At 70.9% G+C, this 13900-nt stretch carries 11 protein-coding genes, 1 tRNA gene and 1 pseudogene; 10 read left to right on the forward strand and 3 right to left on the reverse strand.

The genetic code is table 11. The features are described 5' to 3' along the window. Nucleotides 1-8: 8 nt before the first annotated feature. Nucleotides 9-482 carry a PaaI family thioesterase gene (locus ACIBLA_RS15970; RefSeq protein WP_399198932.1) on the reverse strand — a complete coding sequence of 158 codons (474 nt, stop codon included), beginning with the start codon at nt 480-482 and terminating at the stop codon, nt 9-11. Nucleotides 483-622: 140 nt separating this feature from the next. Between ACIBLA_RS15970 and ACIBLA_RS15975 the strand changes: the two genes are divergently transcribed. From ACIBLA_RS15975 to ACIBLA_RS15990, 4 genes are all read left to right on the forward strand, one after another. Beyond that, nucleotides 623-1843, forward strand: a complete 1221-nt coding sequence (locus ACIBLA_RS15975; protein WP_363242278.1) for a damage-control phosphatase ARMT1 family protein — start codon at nt 623-625, stop codon at nt 1841-1843. Between the two features lie 98 nt (nt 1844-1941). Then, on the forward strand, nt 1942-3207 hold the full coding sequence (locus ACIBLA_RS15980) for a DUF4032 domain-containing protein (RefSeq protein ID WP_363242277.1): 1266 nt from the start codon (nt 1942-1944) through the stop codon (nt 3205-3207). Further along, entirely contained in the window at nt 3204-3755 is a 552-nt protein-coding gene (locus tag ACIBLA_RS15985) for a GNAT family N-acetyltransferase (protein ID WP_363242276.1), read from the forward strand. The genes ACIBLA_RS15980 and ACIBLA_RS15985 overlap by 4 nt, the downstream gene beginning before the upstream one ends. 225 nt (nt 3756-3980) lie before the next feature. Next, a complete protein-coding gene (locus ACIBLA_RS15990) occupies nt 3981-4514 on the forward strand; it encodes a DUF6630 family protein (protein WP_363242275.1) in 534 nt (177 codons plus the stop codon). Nucleotides 4515-4635: 121 nt separating this feature from the next. Here ACIBLA_RS15990 and ACIBLA_RS15995 read toward each other — a convergent pair whose 3' ends face one another. Then, complete coding sequence (locus tag ACIBLA_RS15995; RefSeq protein ID WP_363242274.1) at nt 4636-5223, reverse strand: RICIN domain-containing protein; 588 nt, start codon at nt 5221-5223, stop codon at nt 4636-4638. A 320-nt stretch (nt 5224-5543) separates the two neighbouring features. Here ACIBLA_RS15995 and ACIBLA_RS16000 point away from each other — a divergent pair, with 320 nt between their 5' ends. Both ACIBLA_RS16000 and ACIBLA_RS16005 read left to right on the forward strand, forming a co-directional pair. Then, nucleotides 5544-6347 carry an APH(3'') family aminoglycoside O-phosphotransferase gene (locus ACIBLA_RS16000; protein WP_363242340.1) on the forward strand — a complete coding sequence of 268 codons (804 nt, stop codon included), beginning with the start codon at nt 5544-5546 and terminating at the stop codon, nt 6345-6347. Nucleotides 6348-6414: 67 nt separating this feature from the next. Next, nucleotides 6415-7533 carry an MFS transporter gene (locus ACIBLA_RS16005; protein WP_399198965.1) on the forward strand — a complete coding sequence of 373 codons (1119 nt, stop codon included), beginning with the start codon at nt 6415-6417 and terminating at the stop codon, nt 7531-7533. A gap of 47 nt (nt 7534-7580) precedes the next feature. On the opposite strand, the gene ACIBLA_RS16010 is transcribed toward ACIBLA_RS16005, so the two are convergent. Next, nucleotides 7581-7656 (reverse strand) — tRNA-Arg (locus ACIBLA_RS16010). 325 nt (nt 7657-7981) lie between these two features. Between ACIBLA_RS16010 and ACIBLA_RS16015 the strand changes: the two genes are divergently transcribed. The 4 genes and pseudogenes from ACIBLA_RS16015 (at nt 7982) to ACIBLA_RS16030 (ending at nt 13838) form a co-directional block, all read left to right on the forward strand. After that, nucleotides 7982-9574 (forward strand): dynamin family protein, encoded by a 1593-nt coding sequence (locus tag ACIBLA_RS16015; protein WP_363242339.1) that lies wholly within the window; start codon nt 7982-7984, stop codon nt 9572-9574. 5 nt (nt 9575-9579) lie between these two features. Continuing rightward, nucleotides 9580-11424 (forward strand): GTPase, encoded by a 1845-nt coding sequence (locus ACIBLA_RS16020; protein ID WP_399198933.1) that lies wholly within the window; start codon nt 9580-9582, stop codon nt 11422-11424. Between the two features lie 177 nt (nt 11425-11601). Continuing rightward, nucleotides 11602-11997 (forward strand): annotated as a pseudogene (locus tag ACIBLA_RS16025) (single-stranded DNA-binding protein); the annotation flags it as partial. Nucleotides 11998-12485: 488 nt separating this feature from the next. After that, nucleotides 12486-13838: a Cys-Gln thioester bond-forming surface protein gene (locus ACIBLA_RS16030; protein ID WP_399198934.1), complete on the forward strand. Its 1353-nt coding sequence runs from the start codon at nt 12486-12488 to the stop codon at nt 13836-13838. Nucleotides 13839-13900: the final 62 nt, after the last annotated feature.

Consider the following 13900-nt stretch of genomic DNA (forward strand, 5'->3'; position numbering starts at 1 on the left):
CCGCGCGGCTACTCGGGCGGCGCGTGAGTAGTCCTGCGTACGCTCCACTCGAAGCTGCCCCGGCAATCCAGCACACCCGCCGAGTCGACCACCTCGGTGTGCGTGGTGAGACGGGCCCCGTCCGTCTCACGGGCGAGGACGGGGCGCAGCGCGCCGGACGCCTCGTCGTCCAGGCGGCACGTCGCCAGGAGCCTGCCGCGCGCCGGCGCCAGGAACTCCAAGGAGGCGTGCGCTCCCAGCGGTACGACCCCCTGGAACGCGTCCTCGGTCTCCCCGGCCGCGATGATCGCGGCGAGTCCGGCCGCATCGATCAGGGCGGCCAGCCCGGAGGAGTGCAGCGAGCCGATCACGTTCGTCAGCGCGTGGGGCGTGGTGAGCGCGACCTCGGCCGCGCCGTCGGCCGCGCGCAGCACCTCGATACCGGCCGTGCGATGGGCCGGTACGGGCTCCAGGAGGGCGCGGGCCTGCTCGGTGACGTCCATGGGGGTCAGGACGCCCGACAGAGTCCTGAGCGGGGCGACAGGGACGTGACGCGGGGACGAAATCGTGGAGGGTACCGTGCGACGGTGGCCGCTCCCATGACCGGCGGCGGCACCGACCAGCTCCGGAGGACAGGGAAGCCATGCCTGAAGCGGACGGCCCTGAAGCCGGCGACGCGCCCGTGATCATGAGCAGCGCACCCGGTTCGTTCGCGCGGAGTGTGCTGGCCGAGCGCCATCCCGCCCTCATCCAGCAGGTACGGGACGCCTTCCCGTGGTCCCCGGATCGGCACCGAGCACTCGTCGCGCTGCTCCGCTCCTGTACGGAGGGTGTCATCGAACCGCTGGGTCCGGACGCGCACGACCGTGAGCGGTGGGACGCGTGGGGCGTGGAGTACTTCGGCCGGTCGTGGTTCGACGTGCCGTTCCTCTGGTCGGAGAGCTACTTCTACCGCCGACTCCTCGAAGCCGTCGGATACTTCGCGCCGGGGCCCTGGCAGGGCATCGACCCGTTCGCGCCCTTCAAGCGGGCAGAGTTGCGCGGCCCGCTCGTGGACGACGAACTCGCGGCACTCGACCCGCTCGCCGGTCGGCGGGTCGACGAGAGGGCCGCCGCGTATGTCCGGGCCTCGCTCTGGGGCAACCGCGCGGATCTCGGCTTCACGGTCGGGTCGCATGACAACGGGGGCGCCTCCTCAGGTGAGGAGCCACCACCCCTCGTCGCGGACGACAGCGAGACGCTGTGGGCGCTGCTGCCCACCGGGGGCTCACCCGGCACCGCGCGGACCGTCCATGTCATCGCCGACAACTCCGGCCGCGAGCTGATCCCCGATCTCGTCCTCATCGACCACCTCCTTACTACGGGACGTGCGGACGAGGTGGTCCTGCACGTGAAGCCGTATCCGTACTACGTTTCCGACGCCACGACGGCCGATGTCGTCGACTGCGTGCGCCGCATCGCCGGGGCGTCCGGCAGCGCGGGCGAGGTGGGGAAACGGATCTGGGCCGCGATGGGTGACGGGCGGCTCGCCGTACGCGCGCACGGTTTCTTCTGCGCGCCACTCCCGTACAGCGAGATGCCCGCCGATCTGCGGCGGGAGTTCGCGGGTGCCGCCCTCACGATCGTGAAGGGCGACCTCAACTACCGCCGTCTCGTTGGTGATCGACTCTGGTCACCGACCACCTCGTTCGCCGGGCGTACGGCGCACTTCCCGGGGCCGGTGGCCGCCTTGCGTACCCTGAAGTCCGATGTGATCGTCGGCCTCGCCCCCAGCACCCTGGCACGGCTGGAAGACGCGGGCGTCGGTACGACCCGGGCATGGCGTACGAGCGGGACACACGGGCTGGTCCAGGTCAGGTCCTGAACGAACGAGGCGCGCACGACGGCGCGGCAGCACGAAGCCACGAACGACGAACGACGAAGGCACGAACGACGAACGACGAAAGGCCGGTGGCAAGCGGCATGGCGCTTCAGATCAGCGCGACCAACCCGGAGCAGCCGGCCGTGCTCCTGGACCTGCCCTGGGGCGTCCCGCTCGAAGAGTGGCCCGACGACTGCCTGGTGGCGCTCCCGCGCGGCATCTCGCGCCATGTGGTGCGTTTCGCGGACGCCGGGTCCGAGGTGCTGGCGGTCAAGGAGATCGCCGAGCGTCCTGCGGTGCGTGAGTTCGGGCTGCTGAGGGATCTGCACCGGCTGGGCATACCGGCGGTCGATCCGGTCGCGGTGGTGACGGGGCGGGTCGACGCGGACGGCAGGCCGCTGGAGTCCGCGCTGATCACCCGGCACCTCAAGGGCTCGCTGCCCTACCGCTCGATGTTCGAGTCGACCATGCGTCCGAGCACGGTGAAGCGCCTCATGGACGCCCTCGCCGTCCTCCTGGTGAGGTTGCATCTGGCCGGCTTCGCGTGGGGCGACTGCTCGCTGTCCAACGCGCTGTTCAGGCGCGACGCCGGCGCGTACGCCGCGTATCTGGTGGACGCCGAGACGGGCCAGATCCAGCCGACGCTCAGCCGTGGCCAGCGCGACTACGACATAGAGCTGGCACGGGTGAACATCGCCGGGGAGCTGATGGACCTGGAGGCCTCCGGCTCGCTCCATCCCTCGGTGGACCCCGTGCCGTTCGGGGCGGCGATCGTACGGCGCTACGAAGACCTGTGGCACGAGCTGACGCGGGAGTCGGTCTACCCGGTCGACAAGCGCCACTACATCGACCGCCGGATCCGGCGGCTCAACGAACTGGGCTTCGATGTCGCGGAGATGCAGATAGAGCGGTCGCCGACGGGGGACACCGTCACCTTCCTGCCGAAGGTGGTGGACGCGGGCCACCATCAGCGCCAACTGCTGCGGCTGACCGGCCTGGACGCGGAGGAGAACCAGGCGCGGCGCCTGCTCAACGACCTGGAGAGCTGGATGGCCGGCCAGGACGACTACGCGCCGGACGACCCGCTGGGGGCGCGGCCCGAGGTCCTGGCGCACCGCTGGGTGCGCGACGTGTTCCGGCCGACCGTACGGGCCGTACCGCTGGATCTGCGCCGCAGGACGGACGCGGCGCAGGTCTACCACGAGGTGCTGGAACACCGGTGGTACCTGTCCGAGGCCGCCGGGAACGACGTGGGGCTGGACGCGACCATCGAGGACTACGTCGCCAACGTATTGCCGCGCACGCAGGACCCGTCCGCGCCGGTTCCGCTGGACCCGGTCGACGCGACAGGAACCCACGAGGCATGAGCGATCTCGTGACGGAGCGCCTTGTGCTTCACCCGCTGAGCCCGCCGGAGGCCGAACGCCTGGTCGCGCGCGACCGGACGAGCGGCCCCCACTGGGCGCCCGGCTACCCGGACGGGGGCGACGTCTCCGGCGCCACTCGCTTCCTGACCACCTGCGCGGCCGTCGGCGATCCCCGGCCCTTCGGCACGTACGAGATCCGTGTCAAGGAGACCGGCCAGGCGGTCGGCGGCGTGGACTTCCACGGCCCGCCGGACGACACCGGCGCCGTGACCATCGGCTACGGCCTCGTCCCCGAGGTGCGGGGCAGGGGTTACGCCTCCGAGGCGCTGCGCGGCCTGTTGCTCTTCGCGCGGGCCAGTGGGGTCACCTCCGTAAGAGGCGACACCGACCATGACAACGTCGGGTCCCAGCACGTCATGGCCGCGGCCGGCATGCGAATGATCGCCGACGACGGCCGGCTGAAGTTCTACGAGATCGCCTGGCAGAGCCGGGAGTCGGGCCAGAAGCCAGAGGGGGAACCTGGTCGGGGCACCGCCCAGAACAGGTGAGCGGCCCCGCCGCGACGGGGGAAACGCGGCGGGACCTGGAGAGCGACTGCCCTGCGGCCCGCCGACTACACATGGAATTCATGTGGCGCGGGCCACTCGGCCGACCCGTCGGCACCTGTGCGGGTCCGGGGCCCGTTGTCGTACCCCTGTGGCAGGGTGTTTTGAGGTGCCGAACATCGCGCACTTCTCAGCTCGTTGACCCCTGGTCTCAGAAGGAGCACACCCATGTCCGGTCCTGGACCCGGCCCTGGCTCCGGCGGAGTCCTTGACTCCCTGACAGCTGTGGCGTCACTGCTGGCGGCCGACCGGCCCGCCGTCGCGGCACAGGCACGGCACGCCCACGAGGACCCCGAGGGGTACGTGCGTACGTACGCGGACCGGTTGGATGACCGCGGCATCAGCGAGCCGTTTCCCGGTCTCGCGTGGATAGCCCTCGTGGACGCGCTTCACGAGCACAAGTTGCTCGCGGAGTTCGACTGGAAGGAGGGCGCGGACGAGATCCGCCACCGGCTGAGTGCACTGGAGTCGCGCCCGTCCGTCGACCCCTGGACGCTCACCGAGGACGGCGAGACGGACCTGCCGACCCATGAATTCCTGGATGCGTGCGGCCGGCGCTACCGCCAGGTCGGCGCGGCCCTCGTGGTGCTCGACATCGAGTCGGACTGCTATCCGGTGGCGTGCCTGCGCGCCGGGCGTATCGACGAACTGATATCGCACGCCAAGGGCGCGGGCTTCGCCGTGTGGCCCCTCGGCGTCTAGGACTGCGCAGTTGGCTCTCCGTTGATGTGCGCTTCACGTCAAGGCCGAGCCACAGCCCGGCCGGTCCGGTGCGCCCTTTCGGCCGGACCGGTCGGGCTGTGGGGCCCGCCCGTGGGGGGGCTTAGAGATTGACGGGTTCCCAGACGGGCAACCAGACGTCGTTCGGCGCGCCTTGGGGGGTGCAGTCGTACTGGATGAGGGAATTGCCCACGCCGACACCGCCCGCGACGTTGAGGCATTTGTTGCTGGACTTGACGACGACCTGGTAGCCGATGCCCTTGGGGACGAACTTCCACAGTTCGTTGTTGGCGTTGCCGCAGTCGTACTGGATCACCAGAGTGCCGTTGGCGCTGCCACCACCTGCGACGTTGAGGCACTTGTCGCTGCCGACGGATTTGAACCGGTAGTAGCCGCCCAAGGCCGAGTCCGCTTCCCAGCGTTCGTTGGCGGTACCCGACCATGGGTACTGGATGACCGGGGCGCCGTTGTCCGGGGAGGCTCCCCGCACATTGGCGACCTGTCTGGGGTCGCTGGCCAGTCGCAGCGTGAACTGCTGGGCGACGATCGACCGAGGGGCCGCGTCCGTGCGCGCTCCGGCGGGTGCTCCCGCGGAGTCGCTGGCGACGGCCGGGCTGAAAGAACCCGACATCAATCCGGCGCTGACCACGACGGCTCCCAGCCCCGCGGCCCACCGCTTGTATGACTTCATGCTTTCTGCCTCCGATTCCGTTGCCGCATCAACGAATGTCGCTGAATGCGTTCAATTCGACACGCATAGTAATGAGTTGAGGCGGTGTGCCACAGTTGGTATTGGCAGCGTTCATGATTCGCGGAGTGCCTCCGCACCCCCCGCTCGCGCAGCCGGATCACCCTTGGCTCAGGTTTGGCCAACGCTCAGCCCCAGCCCCAGCCCCAGCCCCAGCCCCAGCCCCAGCCCCAGCCCCAGCTCTCAGCCCTGAGCCGCGCCCGCTTTTAATGCGAGGCGCGGTGCGGGCCGCGCTGCTTAGGGTGACCGACGTGATCGATGCGATGTTCCGAACACTGCTGCACGCCGCCGGCCAGGACGGCGGCGGATGGGAGCCCGTCACCGACGGCGAGTCCGGGGCCAGTGTCTTTCGTTCCGCGGACGGTTCCCGGTACGCCAAGTGTGTGCCCGCCGACGCCGTGACCTCCTTGGAAGAGGAACGCGAGCGCGTCGACTGGCTCAGCGGGCAGGGTGTCCCTGGCCCACGCGTACTCGACTGGCGCGTCAGCCCTGATGCCGTCTGTCTGATGACGAGCACCGTCGCGGGGGTCCCCGCCGATCAGGTCTCGGCACCCGAACTCCGGGCGGCATGGGAGCGGATCGCGGACGCCGTACGCCACTTGCACGACGTGCCGACGCGCCAGTGCCCGTTCAGCCGCGACCTCTCGCGGATGTTCGCGACCGCCCGCGACGTCGTCACGCGAGACGCCGTCAACCCGGAGTTCCTCCCCGAGGACCAGCAGACCACGCCCGCCGACGAGTTGCTCGCGCGTCTCGTCCCGCAGCTCGCACAGCGCCTCACCCAGGAGGCCGCCGAGACCGTCGTCTGCCACGGGGACCTGTGCCTGCCCAACATCGTCCTCGACCCGGAGTCCCTGGACGTCGCGGGCTTCATCGATCTCGGCCGTCTCGGCCGGGCCGACCCGTACGCCGACATCGCTCTCCTTCTCGCCAACTCGCGGGAGACATGGGCCGACGAGCGAGCGGCGAACTCCGCGGACCAGGCGTTCGCCGAGCGGTACGGCATCGTGCTCGACCGCGACCGGGAGAGGTTCTACCTCCATCTCGACCCGCTCACCTGGGGGTAGCCGGATCTGTTGCAAGACGCCCCTGAGGAGGAGTGGAGATGCCCCTTCACCCGAGCGCGCGTTGAGCCTGTGGCGCGATCACGACTTCCGCAGCCTCTGGGCGGGCCAGACCGCCTCCCAGCTCGGGGCGCAGGCCGGCCAGGTGACCCTGCCGCTCCTCGCCGTCGTAGCGCTCAACGCCGACGCCGCCCAACTCGGCGCGCTGCGCGCCGCCCAGCAGATACCGATCCTGCTGTTCTCGCTCTTCGTCGGCGCGTGGGTGGACCGTTGGCGGTCCCGCAACGTCATGGTGCTGGCGGACTTCGGCCGGGCGGCGGCACTGGCCGCCATCCCGATCGCCGTTCTCTTCGGCGTGCTCGGAATTCCGGTGCTGCTCGTTCTGGCTTTCCTCGTCGGCGTACTCACGGTGTTCTTCGACGTGGCCTACCAGGCCGCTCTCGTACGACTGGTGAAACGCGACCAGTTGGCGCAGGGCAACAGCGCGCTGGAGGGCAGCAGATCGGCGGCGCAGGTCGGCGGCCCCGCGCTCGGCGGTGCGCTCGTGTCGCTCCTGTCCGCGCCGATCGCCGTCGTCGCGGGCGCGTTCTTCTTCGCCGTGTCGTCTCTGTCGATCCGGCGGATCCGCCACCGCGAGTCGATACCCCGGCACGAGGGACGACGCCCCGCGCGCATGCGACGGCAGATCCTCGAAGGGCTCCGCTTCGTCGCCGGCGATCCCTCACTACGGGCCGTGGGCCTCGCCTCGGCCATCTTTCATTTCTTCTTCGCGGCCCTGATGACGGTCTATCTGCTCTTCCTGCCCCGCACGCCGCACCTGTCGGGTGCGAGTGTGGGCCTGGTGCTCGCTGCCATGGGGCCGGGAGCGATCGTGGGCTCCCTGCTGTCCGCCAGGCTGCCGGGAAGGCTCGGCCACGGGGGGGTCGACGTCACGGTGATGGCCGTTCGTCAGTCGATCACGCCGCTGTCGATGCAGGGACGGGTCGTCGCGACCCTCAATTTCGTCGGCATGGGACTGACCCCGCTCGGCTCGCTGCTCGGCGGATTCCTGGCCACGCGGTGGGACTTGCGAACGAGCCTGCTGCTGACCGTCGTCGGTCTCTTTCTGTCGCCGTCGTTCATGGCGCTCTCACCCCTCGCCCGCCTCGGGAAGGAGCTTCCCGCGCCCGGTGACGTCCCCGCTCCCTGAGCGGTCCTCGGGATGCGGCCCGCTTCCGCGAGCCGACGGGATGTCGGTGGCGCCCCCGGCAGGACTCGAACCTGCGGCCAAGCGCTTAGAAGGCGCCTGCTCTATCCACTGAGCTACGGGGGCCGGTGCGTGGTCCCGGTGCCCGGAGTGCCGGTGGGGCAGTCCGTGCGGTCCGTGACCTGTGCCGGGACAAGGATAGGGCTCCGTTCACCCTGGCCCGGTTGCTTCACCTGCGTGGCATGATGTGGAGGTTCGGTGAAGCGAACCGATAATCGCAGGCAGGTGCGATTCCTGCAGTGCTTTTCGCGCCTGACGCTACGGGTGTTGTGCACTCGTTATGCCTGTGCCCCACTCGTCCCGTCTGTCCCCCGTGCCTGACCGGCGCGCAGGAGATGTCTATACGCTTCAAAAAGGCGCCAAAATTGGGCATTCTTCGCATGTGGTGACCTTGGATGTACGGCCTCAGCTGATCGACGCACTTTCCGCGCTGCGCGACCGTGTCGCCGCCGTGCGTCTTCCACTCCCTCTCGACGGGGCTCCGCGTGCCCGGCAGACCAGGGAGGAACTGCTCGCGCAGCTCGACGACTATCTGGTGCCGCGGCTGCGGGACCCCGAAGCGCCGCTGCTCGCCGTGGTGGGCGGATCCACCGGCGCCGGTAAGTCGACGCTCGTCAACTCCCTTGTGGGGCGGCGGGTCAGCGAAGCGGGCGTGCTGCGGCCCACGACCCGTACGCCCGTACTGGTCTGCCACCCCGACGACTGCCACTGGTTCGACGGCGTACGGGTCCTGCCGCAGCTGGCGCGCGTCTGGCTCACGCAGCGGGAGAAGGACGGCGGGGCCGGGGCCTGGAGCGGGGACGACGAGTACGCGCTGCGTATCGACACCGCCGTGGCACTGCCCCGTGGGCTCGCACTGCTGGACGCGCCCGACATCGACTCGCTCGTCGTGCGGAACCGCGTTCTCGCGGCGGAGTTGATCTGCGCGGCCGACGTGTGGGTGATGGTGACGACCGCGTCCCGGTACGCCGACGCGGTGCCCTGGCATCTGCTCCGTACGGCCAAGGAGTACGACGCCTCGCTCGTGACCGTCCTGGACCGCGTGCCGCACCAGGTGATTGACGAGGTGTCACGTCAGTACGCGGCGCTGCTCACCAAGGCGGGTCTCGGTGACGTACCCCGCTTCACCATCCCCGAACTGCCCGAGTCGACCGGCGGCGGCAGCGGGCTGCTGCCCGTCTCCGCCGTCGCGCCGCTGCTCGACTGGCTGACGCACCGGGTGCGGGATCCGGCCGCCCGCCAGCAGGCCGTCGTCCGTACGGCCGCGGGCGTCATCGGCTCGCTCAACGTGCGGATGCCGGAGCTGGCGGGCGCCGTCGCGGCGCAGTACGCCGCCGCCGTACGCCTCACGGGCGTCGTCGAGGAGGCGTACGCCGGCGAGCGGGAGCGGGTCGGCAAGCGGCTCAAGGCCGGTGCCGTGCTCGCCGGGGACGCGCGGACCCGCTGGCGCGGCTATCCGAGGGACAGCTCGGCGCGTGAACTGCTCGATTCGCTGGTGGAGAGCATGGCCGCGCTGCTTCAGTGCGCCGTCGCAGCCGCCGACGAGCAGGTCACCGAGGTATGGCGGCGCGAACCGGCCTCGGCCGCGGTCCTGGCGCGCGGGCCGGACAGGGAGGTGTCCGAGCGGATCGGGATGGCCGTACGTCGCTGGCGCCGGGTCGTGGAGGAGCTGGCCGAGGAGGAGGTACGGCTGCTCGAACGCAATGCCGCGCCCGATGCCGAGACGGTCGCCGCCCTCCTGGCCGCCGCCCTCCTGGGCGGGCACCGCACACGGGTCGCGGGGGAGCGGCTCGCCGAGCGCATCGGCGCGCAGGGCGCGCTACGGCTGCGCGACAAGGGCGGCGACCTGGTGGCGACGTACGTCGACGACGTACTGAACGGCGAACGGGACCGGCGGCTGGCTCCGCTCGACGCGCTCGAAGTGGCGCCGGAGCCGCAGGCGGAACTCATCGCGGCGCTTTCCGTACTGCAGAAGGAGATGTGACCGAGATGGCGGACGTGACGGACGTGACGACGTTGCCGGACGGGCCCGGCGAGACCGGGTCGGGACAGGCCGGGTCGGGGCAGGCCGGTGTGAACCTCGGTACGGAGGGCGCGGCGGACGGCGGGACCGACGGCGCGGGGCGGAACTGGGACGACGGGCTGATCGCCCGGCACGCGGCCGTGCACAAGGGCGGCGGCGTCGGCGTGGAGGGGATCGACGGGGACGCCGGTACGGCGGCCCCGGCCGATGCCCACCAGCCCATCGGAGGCGCCTACGAAGGCCCGCTGCGGGTACGGCTCGACGCCCTGCGCGAATTGGTGGGGTTGTCCCGGACCCGTATCGACGGGACGACGCTCGCCGAGGCCGGACGCGTACTGGACGAGGCGTCCACGCGGCAGCGGCTCTCGTCGCGGCACACCGTCGTGGCCATCGCGGGTGCCTCCGGCAGCGGCAAGTCCACGCTGTTCAACGCGCTGGCGGAGGTGCCGATCTCGGAGACGGGGCTGCGCAGGCCGACCACCTCCGCGCCCATCGCCTGTGTCTGGTCCGAGGGCGCCGCCGGGCTGCTGGACCGGCTCGCCATCCCTGGGAGGCTGCGTCGCAGGCCGCTCGCGGGCGGTGACGGGGACGAGGAGTTGCAGGGGCTCGTCCTCGTGGACCTGCCCGACCACGACTCCGCCGTCGTGGCGCACCGGGATCAGGTCGATCGTGTGCTGGCCCTGGTCGACGCGGTCATCTGGGTGGTCGACCCGGAGAAGTACGCGGACGCCGCTCTCCACGAGCGCTATCTGCGACCGCTGGCGGGCCACGCGGAGATCACCTTTGTGGTGCTGAACCAGATCGACCGGCTGCCCGGCGAGGCCGCCGACCAGGTCCTGGACGATCTGCGCAGGCTGCTGGACGAGGACGGCATGGCGCTCGGGGAGCACGGCGAGCTGGGGGCCACGGTGCTGCCGATCTCCGCACTCACCGGCCAGGGCGTGGGCGAACTGCGCGAGCTGGTCGGCCGTTTCATCCAGGAGCGCAACGTCGCCGCCCGGCGGCTGTCGGCCGACGTGGACGCGGCGGCGGCACGCCTGCGCTCGGTGTACGTCGCCGACGGACGCACCGGCCTCGGCGAGCGCTCCCGCGAGGAGTTCGTGGAACGGCTCGCGTGGGCGGTGGGTGCCGTGGCCACGGGCGAGGCGGCGGAGCGCGAGTGGCGCAGGAACGCGGGACGCGCGTGCGGGACGCCGTGGCTGCGGCTGTGGCGCTGGTACGAACGCACCCGGACGCCCGGCGGTGGTGCGCCGCGCGCCGAGGTGATCGTGGAGGACGAACTCACCGCCAGGCAGCGGGTCGAGCAGGCCGTCCGTACGGTCGCGGACGACGCGGCGGCCGGGCTGCCGCGGCCGTGGGCGCAGGCGGTGCGCGAGGCGGCGGTCCGCGGTGCGGTGGGGCTGCCGGAGGCGCTGGATGAACTGGCCGTGACGGCGGGGCCGCCGAGCGGGCGGCCCGCGCGCCCCGCGTGGTGGCCGCCGGCGGTGCTCGCGCAGGCGTCCATGACACTGCTTCAGATCTACGGCGGGCTGTGGCTGGTCGGCCAGATCATCGGGGTGCTCCAGCCCGGCATCGTCCCGCCCGTGCTGGTGATGCTGGCGGGGATCGTCGGCGGGCCGCTGGTGGAGTGGGCGTGCGCGGCGGCGGCGCGGGGGCCGGCGAGACGGTACGGGCAGGACGCCGAGCGGAGGCTGCGTGAGGCGGCGGCGGGGTGCGGGCGGGCCAAGGTGCTCGATCCGATCGCGGCGGAGCTGATGCGGTACCGGGAAGTACGGGAGCAGTACTCGACGGTGTCCGGCCTGACGAGGTAGGCGCGTCCCGTCCGCCTGGTGACTGGGCTCGACCACGTACGGGTGACGGAGATATTCACAACTGGCGAGTAATCCACAGGCGTCGGCGGGGATTTCCCGTCCGGTCCAGCATGAAGTGGTCGGTCGATGGGGCCGGGGAAACGGAGCGCCGGGGAGCCGGAGAAGAGGGGGGACGTCATGAACGACACCGTGGTGACGCTGGTGGGAAACGCGGCGACGGGGGTGGAGTACCGGGAAACACCGACGGGCGGGGTGGCGCGATTCAGGTTCGCGGTGACTCCGCGGCGCTGGGACCGCCGGAATTCGGTCTGGACGGACGGGAGTACAAGCTTCTACACCGTCTGCGCGTGGCGGGGGCTCGGTGCGAATCTCACCGCGTCGGTCAACGTCGGCGACCCGCTGGTCGTGCACGGCAGGCTGCGGGTGCGGGACGAGGCGAAGGACGGGCAGCGCAGGACGTTCGTGGACATCGACGCGGTGTCGATCGGCCACGATCTGACATGGGGGACGTCGGCTTTCCGGCGGGTGGCACGGGCGAATCCGGCATTGATGGAGCGTCAGGCGGATGTGTCGGCCGCGGCTTCGGCGGGGAGTTCGGCCGGGAGTTCGACGGGGACTTCCGCGCTGCCTTCGGCAGCGAACGTCGGCGCCACCGGCAACGGCCCTGGCACCGGCGCGGACGCCAAACCGGTGCATACGCAACCGTGGCTGTCCGAACAGGACGAGTCACCGGCCCCGGTCGGGGCGGTCGGGGCACCTACCGGACCGCTCTGACCGGGGAGTTGTGGAGATTTGTCGATAGCCGAACGACTCCGAAGGTGCGAGCGATAACGATTCCGATTCGGAACGGTTATCGGAACGTGCGAACGGGCACCGGCAGTCTCCGCCATCCATAGGATTCCCGAGTACTCATGGGGCACTTGAGTCTGCTGGCGAGGCAATCCCCCCACGCGTCCCACGCGGAGGACCTCGCACGGAGGGAAATATCTGTGTTGACTGCGCTGTCTGAGTTCTTCGCTCCAACCGCTCGGAGGCGGGGCGCCGCCCGTCTCGCCGCCTCGATGGCCGTCTCAGGCCTTGTCGTGGCGGGCTCCATAGCCGGTGCGGGCGCGGCCGTGGCCGACGACGCACTCCAGCACCGCGGTGGCGCCGCCGCCACGCTCGACGGCCTCATGACGTTCGACAAGGCCGTGCTCACCACCGACGGCGAGAAGCGCGAACTGCCCGCCGGGCTCTTCGAGATGACCGTCGACGGCGGCGGCAAGCTCAAGACGTACTGCATCGACATCCACAACCCCACCCAGGACCAGGCGAAGTATCTGGAGACCCCCTGGGCCCAGACCTCGCTGGGCGCGAACAAGAACGCCGGGAAGATCCGCTGGATCCTGCAGAACTCCTACCCCCAGGTCGACGACCTCGCGGCGCTCGCCGAGGACGCGGGCACCGGGCCGCTCACCGCGAAGACGGCCGCCGCTGGTACGCAGGTGGCCATCTGGCGTCACTCCGACAATGTGGATGTCGACGCCGCTGACCCGCAGGCCGAGAAGCTGGCCGACTGGCTGGAGCGGAGCGCCGACCATCTCGGTGAGCCCAAGGCTTCCCTCACCCTGGAGCCCGGCGCGGTCTCCGGGCGCAGCGGCGAGCGTATCGGTCCGGTCACCGTCCGTACCGACGCGGACAGTGTCGCGGTGTCCCCGCCCGCCGACGCCGCCGCGATGGGCATCAAGATCACCGACAAGGACGGCAAGCCGGTCACCGAGGCGGCCAACGGCACGCGGCTCTACTTCGACGTCCCCGAGGACGCGGCGGACGGCACGGCCGCGCTGAGCGTGCAGGCGACCACGTCGGTGCCGGTGGGCAGGGCGTTCGCCGGGGTAACCAAGAGCCAGACGCAGATCCTGGCCGGCTCCAGCGAGTCCACGGTCTCGGCGACGGCCAGCGCCACCTGGGCAGCGAAGGGCGCGATACCGGCGATAACCGCCGAGAAGAACTGCGCGAAGGGCGGCGTGGACGTCACGGCGGCCAACACGGGCGACGAGCCGTTCACGTTCACGCTCGCCGGTGAGGAGTACGCGGTCGAGGCGGGCAGGTCGAAGACCGTCACCGTGCCGGTCGCCGAGGACCAGGCGTACGACTTCACGATCACCGGGCCCGGTGGGTTGAGCAAGAACTTCCAGGGCGTGCTCGACTGCCGGACCACCGGGAATCCCGGCCCGCCGGAGGACGAGACCATCACGCAGCTGGCCCCGGCGACGGCGGGCGGGGCTGCCGGCACGGACGGTCCGGACCTGGCCGAGACGGGCGCGTCCAACGCGACCCCGATGATCGCCGGTGTCGCGATCGGGCTGGTCCTGCTCGGTGGCGCGGCGGTCTTCTTCGTCCGCAAGAAGAACGACACGGCCACTGAGGACTGACCGGTCACCGGTCCGCCCCGGACCGGCGCCTGTCGGGCGCCTGTCCGGTCCGGGGCGCCGTA

The organism is Streptomyces sp. NPDC050433 (genome assembly GCF_044458565.1).
In the GTDB taxonomy this organism is placed as follows: Bacteria; Actinomycetota; Actinomycetes; order Streptomycetales; family Streptomycetaceae; genus Streptomyces.